Origin of the sequence: Pseudomonas fluorescens (assembly GCF_001623525.1) — a bacterium.
Lineage (GTDB): Bacteria > Pseudomonadota > Gammaproteobacteria > Pseudomonadales > Pseudomonadaceae > Aquipseudomonas > Aquipseudomonas fluorescens_Q.
On sequence record NZ_CP015225.1, the window covers coordinates 6757019 to 6769805 of the forward strand.

Consider the following 12787-nt stretch of genomic DNA (forward strand, 5'->3'; position numbering starts at 1 on the left):
AGACGCCTGCGTGCGCATGCATAAGAGAGCCCGATCAGCCTGAGTCAGTCTGCGACAACCGAACCGTCAACCCAGCGGCAGATTGCTCGACCCCATAACTCGATAACTATGCGGGCGTGCCCATGATTACCCTGAAACTCAATGGAAAAGACCATCAACTGGATGTGACCGAGGACATGCCGCTGCTGTGGGCTATCCGGGATGTGGCCGGTTACAACGGCACCAAATTCGGCTGCGGCATGGGCTTGTGCGGTGCGTGCACCATCCATATCGACGGCGCCCCGGCGCGCAGTTGCATCACGCCAATCGGCTCGGTGAAAGGGCTGGACATCAGCACCATCGACGGTCTTCATGCCGACCCGGTCGGGCAAATCGTCCAGAAGGCCTGGCTCGACACGGCAGTGGCCCAGTGCGGTTACTGCCAGGGCGGGCAGATCATGTCCGCCACCGCATTGCTCAAGACCAACCCCAACCCGAGCGATGAGCAGATCGAAGAAGCCATGGTCGGCAACATCTGCCGTTGCGGCACGTATAACCGGATCAAGACCGCGATCCGCCAGGCTTCCACTCACCTGAAGGAGGCCAAGGCATGAGCCGCTTGCCCGATGATTTCGTGCTGAGCAACCTCAGTCGCCGTGGTTTCCTCAAGGGTGCGAGCGCCACCGGCGTGCTGGTGCTGGCGGCGACGTGGGGCCTGCCGGATGCCTTTGCCGAGGAAAAGAAATTCGGTGCCGAGGGCATGCCCCATGGCGCGGTCGACGACCCGAAGGTGTACGTCAGCATTGCCACCGATGGCAGCGTGACCGTGATCTGCAACCGTTCGGAGATGGGCCAGGGTGTGCGTACCAGCCTGAGCATGGTCGTGGCCGATGAGCTGGAGGCCGACTGGGCGCGAGTAAAGGTGCAACAGGCGCCGGCCGATGAGGCGCGCTTCGGCAACCAGGACACCGACGGTTCACGCAGCATGCGTCATTGGTACGAGCCGATGCGCCGTTGCGGTGCTGCCGCCCGGACCATGTTGGAACTGGCCGCCGCCGCGCAGTGGAAGGTGCCGGTGGGTGAATGCCATGCCCAACTGCACAAAGTGCTGCACCAGCCTTCGGGGCGTGAACTGGGTTATGGCGAATTGGCCGCCGCCGCCAGTGCCCTGGCGGTGCCGAGCCGTGGCAGCCTGCGCCTCAAGCAGCCATCGGAGTTTCGCTACATCGGCAAGGAGGCGAGCCGGGCCATCGATGGCGCAGACATCGTCAACGGTCGTGCCGTGTTTGGTGCCGATGTGCATTTCGACGGCATGCTCTATGCCGTCATCGCGCGTCCGCCGGTCTATGGTGGCAAGGTCAAGAGCGTGGACAGCAGCGCCGCGCTGAAAGTACCGGGCGTGGTCAAGGTGGTGCAGATCGAAGGGCGCCCGCTGCCCTCGGAATTCCAGCCGTTGGGCGGCGTGGCGGTGGTGGCGAAGAACACCTGGGCGGCGATCAAGGGCCGCGAAGCGTTGAAAATCCAATGGGACGACGGCCCGAATGCCGGTTATGACTCCATTGCCTATCGCAAGGAGCTGGAAGCGGCGGCCCTCAAGCCCGGAAAAGTCGTGCGCAGCAGCGGCGATCTCGACGATGCACTGGCCAAGGCTGATTCGACGTTGGAAGCATCGTATTACTTGCCGCACCTGTCCCAATCACCGATGGAACCGATGGTTGCCGTCGCCCGGTTCAAGGACGGCCAATGCGAGGCCTGGGCACCGAGCCAGGCCCCGCAGGTGACCCGTGAACGTGTCGCTGAACGCCTGGGCATTCCTTTCGAGAAGGTCACGGTGAACATCACGTTGTTGGGCGGCGGTTTCGGACGCAAGTCCAAACCCGACTTTGTCGTCGAAGCGGCTGTGCTCGCCAAGGAATTTCCCGGCCAGGCAATACGGGTGCAATGGACCCGTGAAGACGACATCCATCACTCGTATTTCCACACGGTATCGGCCGAATACCTCAAGGCCGGCCTGAACCAGGACGGTATGCCGTCCGGCTGGTTGCACCGCACCGTGGCCCCGAGCATCACCGCACTGTTTGCGCCGGGCATGACCCACGAGGCGCCGTTCGAAATAGGCATGGGCGTGACCAACATGGCTTATGCCATCCCGAACCTGCGCCTGGAGAATCCCGAAGCGGTGGCCCATGCCCGGGTGGGTTGGTATCGCTCGGTGTCGAACATCCCCCATGGTTTCGCGATCCAGAGTTTCATCGACGAATTGGCCCACAAGGCCGGCCAGGATCCGCTGAAGTACCAAGTCAAATTGCTCGGGCCGGACCGTAAGATCGATCCGCGTAGCTTGAGCGAAGAGTGGAACTATGGCGAATCCCCCGAGCGCTATCCGATTGATACCGCGCGGATCCGCACGGTGCTGGAAACCGCTGCCAAGGCCGCCGGTTGGGGCCGGGAACTGCCCAAGGGCCGTGGCCTGGGCTTGGCCGTGCACTACAGCTTCGTCACTTACGTGGCGGCGGTGATCGAAGTAGAGGTCAAGGACGACGGCACGGTGATCGTGCACAAGGCGGACATCGCCGTGGATTGCGGTCCGCAGATCAACCCCGAGCGCATCCGTTCCCAGTTCGAGGGCGCCTGCGTCATGGGGCTAGGCAATGCCATGGTGGGGGAAATCAGTTTCAAGGACGGCAAGGTGCAGCAGGACAATTTCCACATGTACGAGGTGGCGCGCATGTCCCTGGCGCCCAAGGAAGTGGCCGTGCACTTGGTCACGCCGCCGGGTGAGGTGCCGTTGGGCGGTGTCGGCGAGCCGGGTGTGCCACCGATTGCGCCGGCGCTGTGCAACGCGATTTTCGCCGCCACTGGCAAGCGTATTCGTAGCCTGCCTGTGCGCTATCAGCTGCAAGGCTGGCAGCAGGCGAAGGCCTGATGGACAGCGTTGATCTGAACGTCCTGCGCAGCGTGCTCGAGTGGCGCCGCGCCGGGCAGCGGGTGGTGCTGTTCACTGTGGTCCAGACCTGGGGCACAGCGCCAAGGCCGCCGGGGGCGATGCTGGCCCTGCGCGAAGATGGCGTGGTGATTGGTTCGGTGTCGGGTGGTTGTGTCGAGGATGACCTGATCGCCCGGCTGCACGACGGTCGGATTCCGGCGGACGGCCCGCCGGTGCAACTGATCACCTATGGCGTCACCCGCGAAGAAGCGGCGCGCTTCGGCCTGCCGTGCGGCGGCACCCTGCGCCTGACCGAAGAGCGGGTGGGCGATCCACACTGGGTCGCGCAATTGCTGGAACGTTGCGAAGCCCATGAGATTGTCGCCCGTGAGCTGACAGTCGCCAGCGGCAACGTGGTCCTGACCCCGGCCAGCAAAACCGACGCCCTGGTGTTCGATGGACAGGTCCTGCGGGCCATATACGGCCCACGTTGGCGGCTGTTGCTGATCGGCGCCGGGCAACTGTCGCGCTACGTGGCGGAAATGGCCCGGTTGCTGGACTTCGAAGTGCTGATTTGCGATCCGCGCAAGGAGTTTGTCTATGGTTGGGAAGAGCAGCATGGCCGCTTCGTCTCGGGGATGCCCGACGAAGCCGTGTTGAGCATCCAGACCGACGAGCGCACCGCCATTGTGGCGCTGACCCATGATCCACGCCTGGATGACATGGCGCTGCTCACGGCCCTGGACTCCAAGGCCTTTTATGTCGGCGCCCTGGGCTCGCGAGTCAACAGCCAGAAGCGCCGGGATAATCTGGCTCAGCTAGGCTTGTCAGCACAGGCCATTGAACGCTTGCATGGACCCATCGGCCTGCACATCGGCAGCCACACCCCGGCGGAAATCGCCTTGTCGTTGCTGGCCGAGATCGTGGCCATCAAGAATGGCGTTGAACTGCGGCAGAAAAAGCCGTTGTAAGCCGCGGGGGAGGAGGGCGTATGAGCGAGTCGATAGGCGTGATCATTCTCGCGGCCGGATCGGGCAGTCGTTTCCGTCAGGTGGCCGGCCCCGACAAGGATAAGTTGCTGGCCGATTGCACCGGGCGGGACGGTGCCGTCCGTTCGGTGATCGAGCAGGTGCTGGCGAACTTGCCTGCCTCCCTGCAAAAGCGCGTCCTGGTGACGAGCCAGGATCGTCCGCAAGCCATCCGCATGGCCCAAGCCTATGGCTGCGATTTCGTGGCGCTGGACTCCCCCGGCCTGGGGGATAGCATCGCGGCCGGTGTCCAGGCTTGCCCGGACCTTGCTGGCTGGTTGATGGTACTGGGTGATATGCCTTTCATCTTGCCGTCGACTATCGAGCAGGTGGCGGCGAGGATTCGCGAGGATGGCATCAGTGTGCCGGTCCTCTCCGGCAAATACGGGCATCCGGTGGGATTCGACCGTGCGTTTGGCCCAAGACTGATGGCACTGACTGGAGATCGCGGTGCCAAGGCATTGTTTGCCGGGGCGCAAGTGGTCGAGGTGCCGGTGGATGACCCTGGCGTGACGTGGGATGTCGATGTGCCAGAGGCATTGGCCTTCAAATAACAGGCGACGCAGAACCCTGTGGGAGCAAGCTTGCTCGCGAAAGCGGTCCGACATTCAGCATTGATGCAAGCTGACCCGGCGCCATCGCGAGCAAGCTCGCTCCCACAGTGGATCTTCAGTGGGAATAAGTCTTGTGTCTGGTCCCAGTCCTGCTGTGGATAAGTATGGAGGCATAAAAAAGCCCCGCCTGGCATCACCAGGCGGGGCTTTTTACTGGGCGGTGGAATCAGGCGTGAGGTTTAGGCTCGTGCTCTTTTTCCAGGGCTTCAGTGTGACGCGGCACGACTTCTTCAGCGCTGTGCTGAGGTTCGTCGAATGTCGGAGCTGATTCAACCGGGGTTTCGGCGACCGGGGCAGGGGCCTCGGCGACTTCTTCCACGGCTGGAGCTGGCTCGGCAGCAGGCGCTTGAGCGGCAGCAGCGGCAGCTTGTTCGGCTTCCTTCTGCAGACGCTCGGCTTCACGCTTGCGACGGCGCACTTCGCGCGGATCGTTCGGCGCACGGCCGTTCGCGGTCAGGGCGCTGGCGGGTGCAGGCACTTCCACTGGGGCAGGGGCTTCGGCAACCACGGGTGCTTCGACCACTGGAGCAGATTCAACCACTTCTGGCTCGACCGCTTTCACGGGCTCTGGTGTCGGTTCTGGCTCGACAACAGGTGCCGGTGCGGCTGGCTCGGCGGTCCAGTTGAATGCAGTCTGCTCCTCGCGGGCAGGCTCCGGGGCCTTTTCCTCGGCCGGTGTTTCAACGGCCGGCTCAGCGGCTACCACTGGCTGCTCGACAACCGGTGCAGGCTCGGCGACCACTTCAGTTTCAGCAACCTGGGCTTCATGGGCCGGGGCGACTTCCACTTCTGGCGAAGCAGTGACTTCTACTGGGGTAGTGGCTTCGACCACCGGAGCTTCGACCACCGGAGCCTCGGCAACTGGCGCGCTTTCTACCGCCGCGGTCGCGCGTTCGGCTTGTTCGTGAGCCTGGGCTTCGGCCGGGGCGCTGATTGCGCTGCTGGCAACGGCCGCAGTCACGGCCAGGCCAGCGGCCAGATCGGCAGCGCTTGGCGCTTCAGTGTTCTCGGTGGACTCGGACTCTTCCGAACCTTCGATCACGTTGCCGTTGGCGTCGCGCTGACGCTCACGACGGTTGCTGCGACGACGCTGGCCACGGGAGCGGCGGCGTGGACGATCGCCTTCGGCGGTGTCCTGGCCGTCTTCCTGCAACTGCTCTTCGGTGTTCAGCACTTCTTCTTCGCTGGCAGCGGCGGCTGCTTGCTCGGCGCGTGGCTGGCGCTCTTCACGTGGCGGACGCGGTGCGCGTTCTTCACGAGGCTGGCGGGCCGGACGCTCTTCAGCGGTGGCGGCAGCAGCCGGGGCTGCATCCAGTGGCTCGCGCAGTTCGCGAACGCGTTCTTCACGCTCGCCACGTGGCTTGCGATCTTCACGCGGTGCGCGCGGCTGACGTTCTTCACGCGGTGGACGCGGTGCACGCTCTTCGCGGGCTACGGCTGGCGCTTCCTCACGGGCTTCGCGTGGCTGACGCTCTTCACGCGGCTCGCGTGGCGCACGTTCTTCACGCGGTGCACGTTCTTCGCGAGGTTTGCGTTCTTCGTCGCGACGACCGTTGCGGTTGCGGGTCTGTTGGCGACCGTTACGGCGTTCTTCGTTGCGGGCAGGACGCTCGGTCGTGGCAGGCTTGGCGACAACGGCCGGGGCAGCAGGTTCTTCCTTGGTGGCGAACAGGCTGACCAGCGACTTCACCAGGCCTTTGAACAGGCTTGGCTCTGGTGCGGCGGCCGGGGCGGCAACCGGAGCGGTCACTTCGGTCGGAACCGGAGCGTTGGCGCGGGCCGGAGCGGTCTTGACCGCGGCTTCCTGGCGAACCAGGGTGCGAGTGGCGGCGGCCGGCTGGACTTCTTCCACTTCGGCAGCGGCAGCAGCGATTTCGTAGCTGGACTGGTTGGTGTGGGCTTCCGGGCTGTCATCGCGCAGGCGCTGCACTTCGAAGTGCGGTGTCTCGAGGTGATCGTTCGGCAGGATGACGATGCGGGCACGGGTGCGCAGTTCGATCTTGGTGATCGAGTTGCGTTTTTCGTTGAGCAGGAACGCGGCCACCGGGATCGGCACCTGGGCGCGAACTTCGGCGGTGCGGTCTTTCAGGGCTTCTTCTTCGATCAGGCGCAGGATCGCCAGGGACAGCGACTCGACGTCACGGATGATGCCAGTACCGTTGCAACGCGGGCAAACGATGCCGCTGCTTTCGCCCAGGGACGGACGCAGGCGCTGACGGGACATTTCCAGCAGGCCGAAGCGCGAGATGCGACCGACCTGTACGCGGGCGCGGTCGGCTTCCAGGCATTCGCGGACCTTTTCTTCCACGGCGCGCTGGTTCTTGGCCGGGGTCATGTCGATGAAGTCGATGACGATCAGGCCGCCGATGTCGCGCAGGCGCAACTGACGGGCGATTTCCTCGGCCGCTTCAAGGTTGGTCTGCAGGGCGGTCTCTTCGATGTCGCTGCCTTTGGTGGCGCGGGCCGAGTTGATGTCAATGGACACCAGGGCTTCGGTCGGGTCGATGACGATGGAGCCGCCGGACGGCAGTTCGACGACGCGCTGGAAGGCGGTCTCGATCTGGCTTTCGATCTGGAAACGGTTGAACAGCGGAACGCTGTCTTCGTAGAGCTTGATCTTGCTGGCGTACTGCGGCATCACCTGGCGAATGAAGGTCAGGGCTTCGTCCTGGGCTTCGACGCTGTCGATCAGCACTTCGCCGATGTCCTGGCGCAGGTAATCGCGGATGGCGCGGATGATCACGTTGCTTTCCTGGTAGATCAGGAACGGCGCGGAGCGATCCAGCGAGGCTTCTTTGATGGCGGTCCACAGTTGCAGCAGGTAGTCGAGGTCCCACTGCATTTCTTCGCTGCTGCGGCCCAGGCCGGCAGTGCGCACGATCAGGCCCATGTCAGCCGGGGCAACCAGGCCGTTCAGGGCTTCACGCAGTTCATTGCGCTCTTCGCCTTCGATACGGCGGGAGATGCCGCCGGCGCGAGGGTTGTTCGGCATCAGGACCAGGTAACGGCCGGCCAGGCTGATGAAGGTGGTCAGGGCAGCGCCCTTGTTGCCACGTTCTTCTTTTTCGACCTGGACGATGACTTCCTGGCCTTCGCTCAGGACGTCCTTGATGTTGACGCGGCCTTCAGGGGCCTTCTTGAAGTATTCGCGGGAGATTTCTTTGAGGGGCAGGAAGCCGTGGCGCTCGGAGCCGAAATCGACAAAGGCAGCCTCAAGGCTTGGTTCGATGCGAGTAATCCGGCCTTTATAGATGTTGGCCTTCTTCTGCTCGCGTGCACCGGATTCGATATCCAGGTCGTAGAGGCGCTGGCCGTCTACCAGTGCAACACGCAACTCTTCGGGTTGAGTTGCGTTAATCAGCATTCTTTTCATGTAGTACCGTCGGTTTCCGGGCTGCCGGAAACGGCGTTCGGCACACACGACTTCTCACGGTCGGTGTCAGGTGCGTCCTGGAGATGGCAAGGCCACTCCAGTGTCCAGCGAGTTCGACCCAATGATGGCGAAGTCGCGACGGACGCGTCCTGCTTGCTGGTACTCAAGCACTCAGTCAGGAGGAGGAATCAACCGGCGCCTGTGGACGAGATGAAGCGTCTAAATATAAGCCTAGTGCTACACAGTCCGACGGTTGTACATCTCCACCCTACACGTATCCCTGATAATTCGGGTGCTGCCGCGCGCAGAATCCGCAGCGGGTTGGCATTTACCGTGAGCTCCGGAAGGGGAGGTCACGCATCATGGCTAATTTAGGCGTTGTTTCCGAAGCATTCGCTCGGGGTCGTCCGCAGCTGACTGCACTTTGTGAACTGGCCGTGAATGTGGCGCGCAAGGCGAGTCAAAACTCTGCTTTGCGGCGTATTTCAGGCCTCATGTCACCTGCGCTCGTTACACCTGAAAACTCTACCGTTACGTAGCGAAAGCCCCGTAGGACGGCCTCTCGTCCTCGTGAATTGCGTTGGTCAGGGCCGGTTTTTGACCGCTGGTCCACTGTCCAGCCACTTTTGGCGGCGTTCGCGACTATAGCAGCAATGATTAAGTGCTTCAATTCCATAAAAAATTGTTATGATCGCCGCCATGACAACTACTGCCCCTTCGACCCCTGGCGTTCAACTGCTCGAGGTCTCGCCGGAATATGCCGGCCAACGAATCGATAACTTCCTGCTGGCCCGGCTCAAAGGCGTGCCCAAGACCTTGATCTACCGCATTTTGCGCAAAGGCGAAGTGCGAGTGAACAAAGGTCGGATCAAGCCCGAGTACAAGCTCCAGGCCGGTGACATCGTGCGCGTGCCGCCGGTTCGCGTGCCCGAGCGCGATGAGCCGGTGCCCCTGGCCCAGGGGCTGCTGCAACGCCTTGAAGCCTCGATTATCTATGAAGACAAAGCCCTGATCGTGATCAACAAGCCTGCAGGTATTGCGGTTCACGGCGGCAGCGGCCTGAATTTCGGTGTGATCGAAGCCTTTCGTCAGTTGCGTCCGGACGCCAAGGAGTTGGAGCTGGTCCACCGCCTCGATCGCGACACCTCCGGCCTGCTGATGATCGCCAAGAAACGCAGCATGTTGCGCCACCTGCACGAGCAATTGCGCGGCGACGGCGTCGACAAGCGCTACATGGCGCTGGTGCGTGGTCGCTGGGAAACCTCCATCAAGCAAGTCCGTGCGCCGTTGCTCAAGAGCAACCTGCGTTCCGGCGAGCGCATGGTCGAAGTCAATGAGGAGGGCAAGGAGGCGCTGACGGTATTCAAGGTGCTGCGCCGTTTCGATGACTTCGCCACCCTGGTCGAAGCCAAACCGGTGACCGGGCGCACCCACCAGATCCGTGTCCATACCTTGCATGCCGGGCATTGCATTGCCGGCGACAGCAAGTACGGCGATGACGATTTCACCAAGGAAATCCGCGATCTGGGCGGCAAGCGCCTGTTTCTCCATGCTTACATGCTGACCGTGCCGCTGCCCGATGGTGGCGAGCTGAAATTGCAGGCCCCGGTGGACGACATGTGGGCCAAGACCGTGGAGCGGTTGAGTGCATCCTGACTACAAACTGTTGATCTTCGATTGGGATGGCACTCTGGCCAACTCCATTGGCCGGATCGTGGAGGCGATGCATGTCGCCTCGGACCGCATGGCGTATGCCCGGTGCGACGACTTAGCGGTAAAAGGCATCATTGGTCTCGGATTGCCAGAAGCTATTCGCAGCCTGTACCCGGAAATCGACGACAATGAGCTGGTGGTTTTTCGTCAGCATTACGCCGATCACTACATCGCGCTGGACGCCGAGCCTTCACCGTTGTTCGAGGGTGTGGCGGCTACGCTGGAGGTTCTGCGGGCCGAGGGCTATCACCTGGCTGTCGCGACCGGCAAGGCTCGTCGCGGGCTGGATCGAGTGCTCAAGTCCCATGGTTGGGAGGATTATTTCGACATCACCCGTGCCGCGGACGAAACCGCCAGCAAGCCGCATCCGTTGATGCTCGAGCAGATCCTGGCACACTGCGACGTGCGGCCGGAGCAGGCGCTGATGGTGGGGGATTCGTCATTCGACCTGCAGATGGCGCGCAACGCCGGCATGGGGTCGGTGGCGGTCAGCTACGGCGCTCAAACGATCGAGGCGCTACGGGCATTCGAGCCGCGACTGGCCATTGATCATTTTCCTGAGTTGCACGCCTGGCTGAGCCAGCGGGCTCTTTAAGTTTTGCTGGGGATTCACGCATGACCGATGAATGGAAAGCACCTGTCAAGGCGAGCGCCGAGAGCGGGGATGACAAAAGCTGGAAGCTGTTGGAGAAAACCTTGCTCGCCAGCGTGCAGGAACAGCGTCGCTCCCGCCGCTGGGGTATTTTCTTCAAGTTGCTGACCTTTATTTATCTCTTTGGTGCGCTGGCGCTGTTCACGCCGCTGATGAACATGGAGAAAAGCGCTGTCGCCGGCTCGGCGTACACCGCCTTGATCAATATCGAGGGCATGATCGCCGACAAAGAGCCTGCCAGTGCCGACAACATCGTCGGTAGCCTGCGGGCCGCCTTCGAGGATCCGAAGGTCAAGGGCGTGGTGCTGCGTATCAACAGTCCAGGCGGTAGTCCGGTGCAATCGGGGTACGTTTACGACGAGATCGTGCGGCTGCGCGCATTGCACCCGGATACCAAGGTGTATGCGGTCATTTCCGATCTCGGTGCCTCCGGTGCTTATTACATTGCCAGCGCGGCGGACCAGATCTATGCCGACAAGGCCAGTCTGGTGGGCTCCATTGGTGTGACTGCGACCGGCTATGGCTTTGTCGGGACCATGGATAAGTTGGGGGTGGAGCGTCGCGTGTATACCTCCGGCGAGCATAAATCCTTCCTTGATCCGTTCCAGCCGCAAAAGCCTGAAGAAACCGCTTTTTGGCAGGGCGTGCTCGATACCACTCACAAGCAATTCATTGCCAGCGTCAAGAAGGGTCGGGGCGAGCGCTTGAAGGACAAGGAGCATCCGGAGTTGTTCTCCGGGCTGGTCTGGTCGGGTGAGCAGGCGTTGCCGCTGGGCCTGATCGACGGCTTGGGCAGTGCCAGTTCGGTGGCGCGGGATGTGATCGGCCAGAAAGACCTGGTGGACTTCACCATCGAAGAGTCGCCGTTCGATCGTTTCTCGAAAAAGCTGGGGGCTAGCATTGCCGAGCATTTGGCGATGTGGATGGGGTTCCAAGGCCCGGCGTTGCGCTGATTGCCAGTGCTGTTCTCGATCCCTGTGGCGAGGGAGCTTGCTCCCGCTGGGCTGCGCAGCAGCCCCGTTTGTTGCGGTCGCTGCGCAACCGAGCGGGAGCAAGCTCCCTCGCCACACAGGTTTGCAGCCGGGCTTTCTTCAGGGGATCTGCACACCCTCGGCCAGCAACATATCCACAAGACGAATCAACGGCAGGCCAACCAGGCTGGTGGCGTCTGGCCCTTCGGTGCTCTGGAATAGGCTCACGCCCAGTCCTTCGGCCTTGAAGCTGCCCGCGCAGTCATAGGGTTGCTCGGCCCGCAAGTAGCGTTCGACGCGCCCTGGGTCCAGTGCGCGCATGTTCACGGTAAATGGAACGCAATCGACCTGGCAGTGGCCGGTCTGGCTGTTGAGCAGCGCCAGGCCTGTCAGGAACGTGACCCTCGCGCCGCTGGCGGCCAACAATTGCTCGCGAGCGTTCTCGAAGGTGTGAGGCTTGCCCAGGATGCGTTCGCCGAGCACGGCGACCTGGTCTGAGCCGATGATCAGGTGCGCCGGGTGGCTGTCGGCCAGTGCCAGGGCTTTTTCCCGGGCCAGGCGCTTGACCAGTTCAAGGGCGGGCTCGCCGGGGCGACGGCTTTCATCGATGTCGGGTGAGCAGCAGACGAACGGCAGTCCCAGGCGGGCAAGCAATTCCCGGCGGTAGACCGAGCTTGAGGCAAGTAATAAAGGCAGCATGGGCGGCTCCAAAAGGCAGGGGCGAATTCTAGCGAGGCGCGCAAGTGACGGACAGGGCTGAATTTCCTTTGACATGGCCGGGGGCATCCCTATAATGCTGCGCCTATGTTGAATGACCCGATTCCACCTCACGTTGACCCGCGCAAATTGGCTGACCGTGGCACCACCCTTCAAGGTGAACTGCTGCTGGCCGATTTGAAGAGACTCTGCGACCCGCTTTCCGACGATGTCGGTACGGTCCAGGCCAAATTCGTTTTTGAACGAGATGAACGTAAATCTGTGGTAATCCACAGCTTTATCGACACTGAAGTCAAAATGGTTTGCCAGCGTTGTCTTGAGCTGGTCACCCTGCCGATCCACAGCGAATGCAGTTACGCCGTGGTGAAGGAGGGTGCGAATACCCAGTCGTTGCCGAAAGGTTATGACGTGCTGGAACTGGGCGAAGATCCATTGGATCTGCAGTCACTGATCGAGGAGGAGCTTCTGCTCGCCTTGCCCATTGTGCCTGCTCATCATCCGGAAGAATGCCAGCAGCCGGCGGGAGCAGATGAGCCCGAACCGAGCGAGGACGAGGTAACGCGGTCCAACCCGTTCAGTGTATTGGCGCAGTTAAAGCGTGACCCAAACGTTTAGGAGTTAATCAATTATGGCTGTTCAGCAGAACAAAAAATCCCGCTCTGCCCGTGACATGCGCCGTTCGCACGACGCTCTCGAGGCTAGCACCCTGTCCGTAGAAAAAACCACTGGTGAAGTTCACCTGCGTCACCACGTATCGCCAGAAGGCGTATACCGTGGTCGTAAAGTGATCGACAAGGGCGCCGACGAGTAATCA

At 62.0% G+C, this 12787-nt stretch carries 11 protein-coding genes; 9 read left to right on the forward strand and 2 right to left on the reverse strand.

From position 1 onward, the window contains the following. The first annotated feature begins 122 nt into the window (after nucleotides 1-122). The 4 genes from TK06_RS29580 to TK06_RS29595 are packed head-to-tail and all read left to right on the forward strand — an operon-like array spanning nucleotide 123 to nucleotide 4487. A complete protein-coding gene (locus TK06_RS29580; RefSeq protein WP_063324907.1) occupies nucleotides 123-593 on the forward strand; it encodes a (2Fe-2S)-binding protein in 471 nt (156 codons plus the stop codon). Then, nucleotides 590-2905: a xanthine dehydrogenase family protein molybdopterin-binding subunit gene (locus TK06_RS29585; RefSeq protein WP_063324908.1), complete on the forward strand. Its 2316-nt coding sequence runs from the start codon at nucleotides 590-592 to the stop codon at nucleotides 2903-2905. Before TK06_RS29580 ends, TK06_RS29585 begins: the two co-directional genes overlap by 4 nt. Then, nucleotides 2905-3876 (forward strand): XdhC family protein, encoded by a 972-nt coding sequence (locus TK06_RS29590; RefSeq protein ID WP_063324909.1) that lies wholly within the window; start codon nucleotides 2905-2907, stop codon nucleotides 3874-3876. Before TK06_RS29585 ends, TK06_RS29590 begins: the two co-directional genes overlap by 1 nt. A 20-nt stretch (nucleotides 3877-3896) precedes the next feature. Continuing rightward, complete coding sequence (locus tag TK06_RS29595; protein ID WP_063324910.1) at nucleotides 3897-4487, forward strand: nucleotidyltransferase family protein; 591 nt, start codon at nucleotides 3897-3899, stop codon at nucleotides 4485-4487. 226 nt (nucleotides 4488-4713) lie between these two features. Here TK06_RS29595 and rne read toward each other — a convergent pair whose 3' ends face one another. Further along, complete coding sequence (rne, locus tag TK06_RS29600; RefSeq protein WP_063324911.1) at nucleotides 4714-7920, reverse strand: ribonuclease E; 3207 nt, start codon at nucleotides 7918-7920, stop codon at nucleotides 4714-4716. Nucleotides 7921-8619: 699 nt separating this feature from the next. On the opposite strand from rne, the gene rluC reads away from it, so the two are divergent. From rluC to TK06_RS29615, 3 genes are read left to right on the forward strand one after another with little or no spacing between them, the layout of a single operon-like run. Continuing rightward, the gene (rluC, locus tag TK06_RS29605) at nucleotides 8620-9576 is read left to right on the forward strand and encodes a 23S rRNA pseudouridine(955/2504/2580) synthase RluC (protein WP_063325247.1); all 957 of its coding nucleotides are present in this window, start codon (nucleotides 8620-8622) and stop codon (nucleotides 9574-9576) included. After that, nucleotides 9566-10228, forward strand: coding sequence for an HAD-IA family hydrolase (locus TK06_RS29610; RefSeq protein WP_063324912.1), 663 nt, complete (start codon nucleotides 9566-9568; stop codon nucleotides 10226-10228). Before rluC ends, TK06_RS29610 begins: the two co-directional genes overlap by 11 nt. 20 nt (nucleotides 10229-10248) lie before the next feature. After that, the gene (locus tag TK06_RS29615) at nucleotides 10249-11238 is read left to right on the forward strand and encodes a S49 family peptidase (RefSeq protein WP_063324913.1); all 990 of its coding nucleotides are present in this window, start codon (nucleotides 10249-10251) and stop codon (nucleotides 11236-11238) included. Between the two features lie 138 nt (nucleotides 11239-11376). Here the strand turns inward: TK06_RS29615 and TK06_RS29620 are convergent, their stop codons facing one another. Then, nucleotides 11377-11955 (reverse strand): Maf family protein, encoded by a 579-nt coding sequence (locus tag TK06_RS29620; protein ID WP_063324914.1) that lies wholly within the window; start codon nucleotides 11953-11955, stop codon nucleotides 11377-11379. A 105-nt stretch (nucleotides 11956-12060) separates the two neighbouring features. Here TK06_RS29620 and TK06_RS29625 point away from each other — a divergent pair, with 105 nt between their 5' ends. Both TK06_RS29625 and rpmF read left to right on the forward strand, forming a co-directional pair. Next, nucleotides 12061-12588 carry a YceD family protein gene (locus TK06_RS29625; protein WP_003204262.1) on the forward strand — a complete coding sequence of 176 codons (528 nt, stop codon included), beginning with the start codon at nucleotides 12061-12063 and terminating at the stop codon, nucleotides 12586-12588. A gap of 13 nt (nucleotides 12589-12601) precedes the next feature. Further along, the gene (gene rpmF / locus TK06_RS29630) at nucleotides 12602-12784 is read left to right on the forward strand and encodes a 50S ribosomal protein L32 (protein WP_003179396.1); all 183 of its coding nucleotides are present in this window, start codon (nucleotides 12602-12604) and stop codon (nucleotides 12782-12784) included. The last annotated feature ends 3 nt before the right edge of the window (nucleotides 12785-12787 follow it).

What these genes read in the sequence shown, in the direction of transcription:
- TK06_RS29580 (WP_063324907.1), top strand. Translation starts at nt 123, where the DNA reads ATGATTACCCTGAAACTCAATGGAAAAGACCATCAACTGGATGTGACC.
- TK06_RS29585 (WP_063324908.1), top strand. Translation starts at nt 590, where the DNA reads ATGAGCCGCTTGCCCGATGATTTCGTGCTGAGCAACCTCAGTCGCCGT.
- TK06_RS29590 (WP_063324909.1), top strand. Translation starts at nt 2,905, where the DNA reads ATGGACAGCGTTGATCTGAACGTCCTGCGCAGCGTGCTCGAGTGGCGC.
- TK06_RS29595 (WP_063324910.1), top strand. Translation starts at nt 3,897, where the DNA reads ATGAGCGAGTCGATAGGCGTGATCATTCTCGCGGCCGGATCGGGCAGT.
- rne (WP_063324911.1), bottom strand. Translation starts at nt 7,920, where the DNA reads ATGAAAAGAATGCTGATTAACGCAACTCAACCCGAAGAGTTGCGTGTT.
- rluC (WP_063325247.1), top strand. Translation starts at nt 8,620, where the DNA reads ATGACAACTACTGCCCCTTCGACCCCTGGCGTTCAACTGCTCGAGGTC.
- TK06_RS29615 (WP_063324913.1), top strand. Translation starts at nt 10,249, where the DNA reads ATGACCGATGAATGGAAAGCACCTGTCAAGGCGAGCGCCGAGAGCGGG.
- TK06_RS29620 (WP_063324914.1), bottom strand. Translation starts at nt 11,955, where the DNA reads ATGCTGCCTTTATTACTTGCCTCAAGCTCGGTCTACCGCCGGGAATTG.
- TK06_RS29625 (WP_003204262.1), top strand. Translation starts at nt 12,061, where the DNA reads ATGTTGAATGACCCGATTCCACCTCACGTTGACCCGCGCAAATTGGCT.
- rpmF (WP_003179396.1), top strand. Translation starts at nt 12,602, where the DNA reads ATGGCTGTTCAGCAGAACAAAAAATCCCGCTCTGCCCGTGACATGCGC.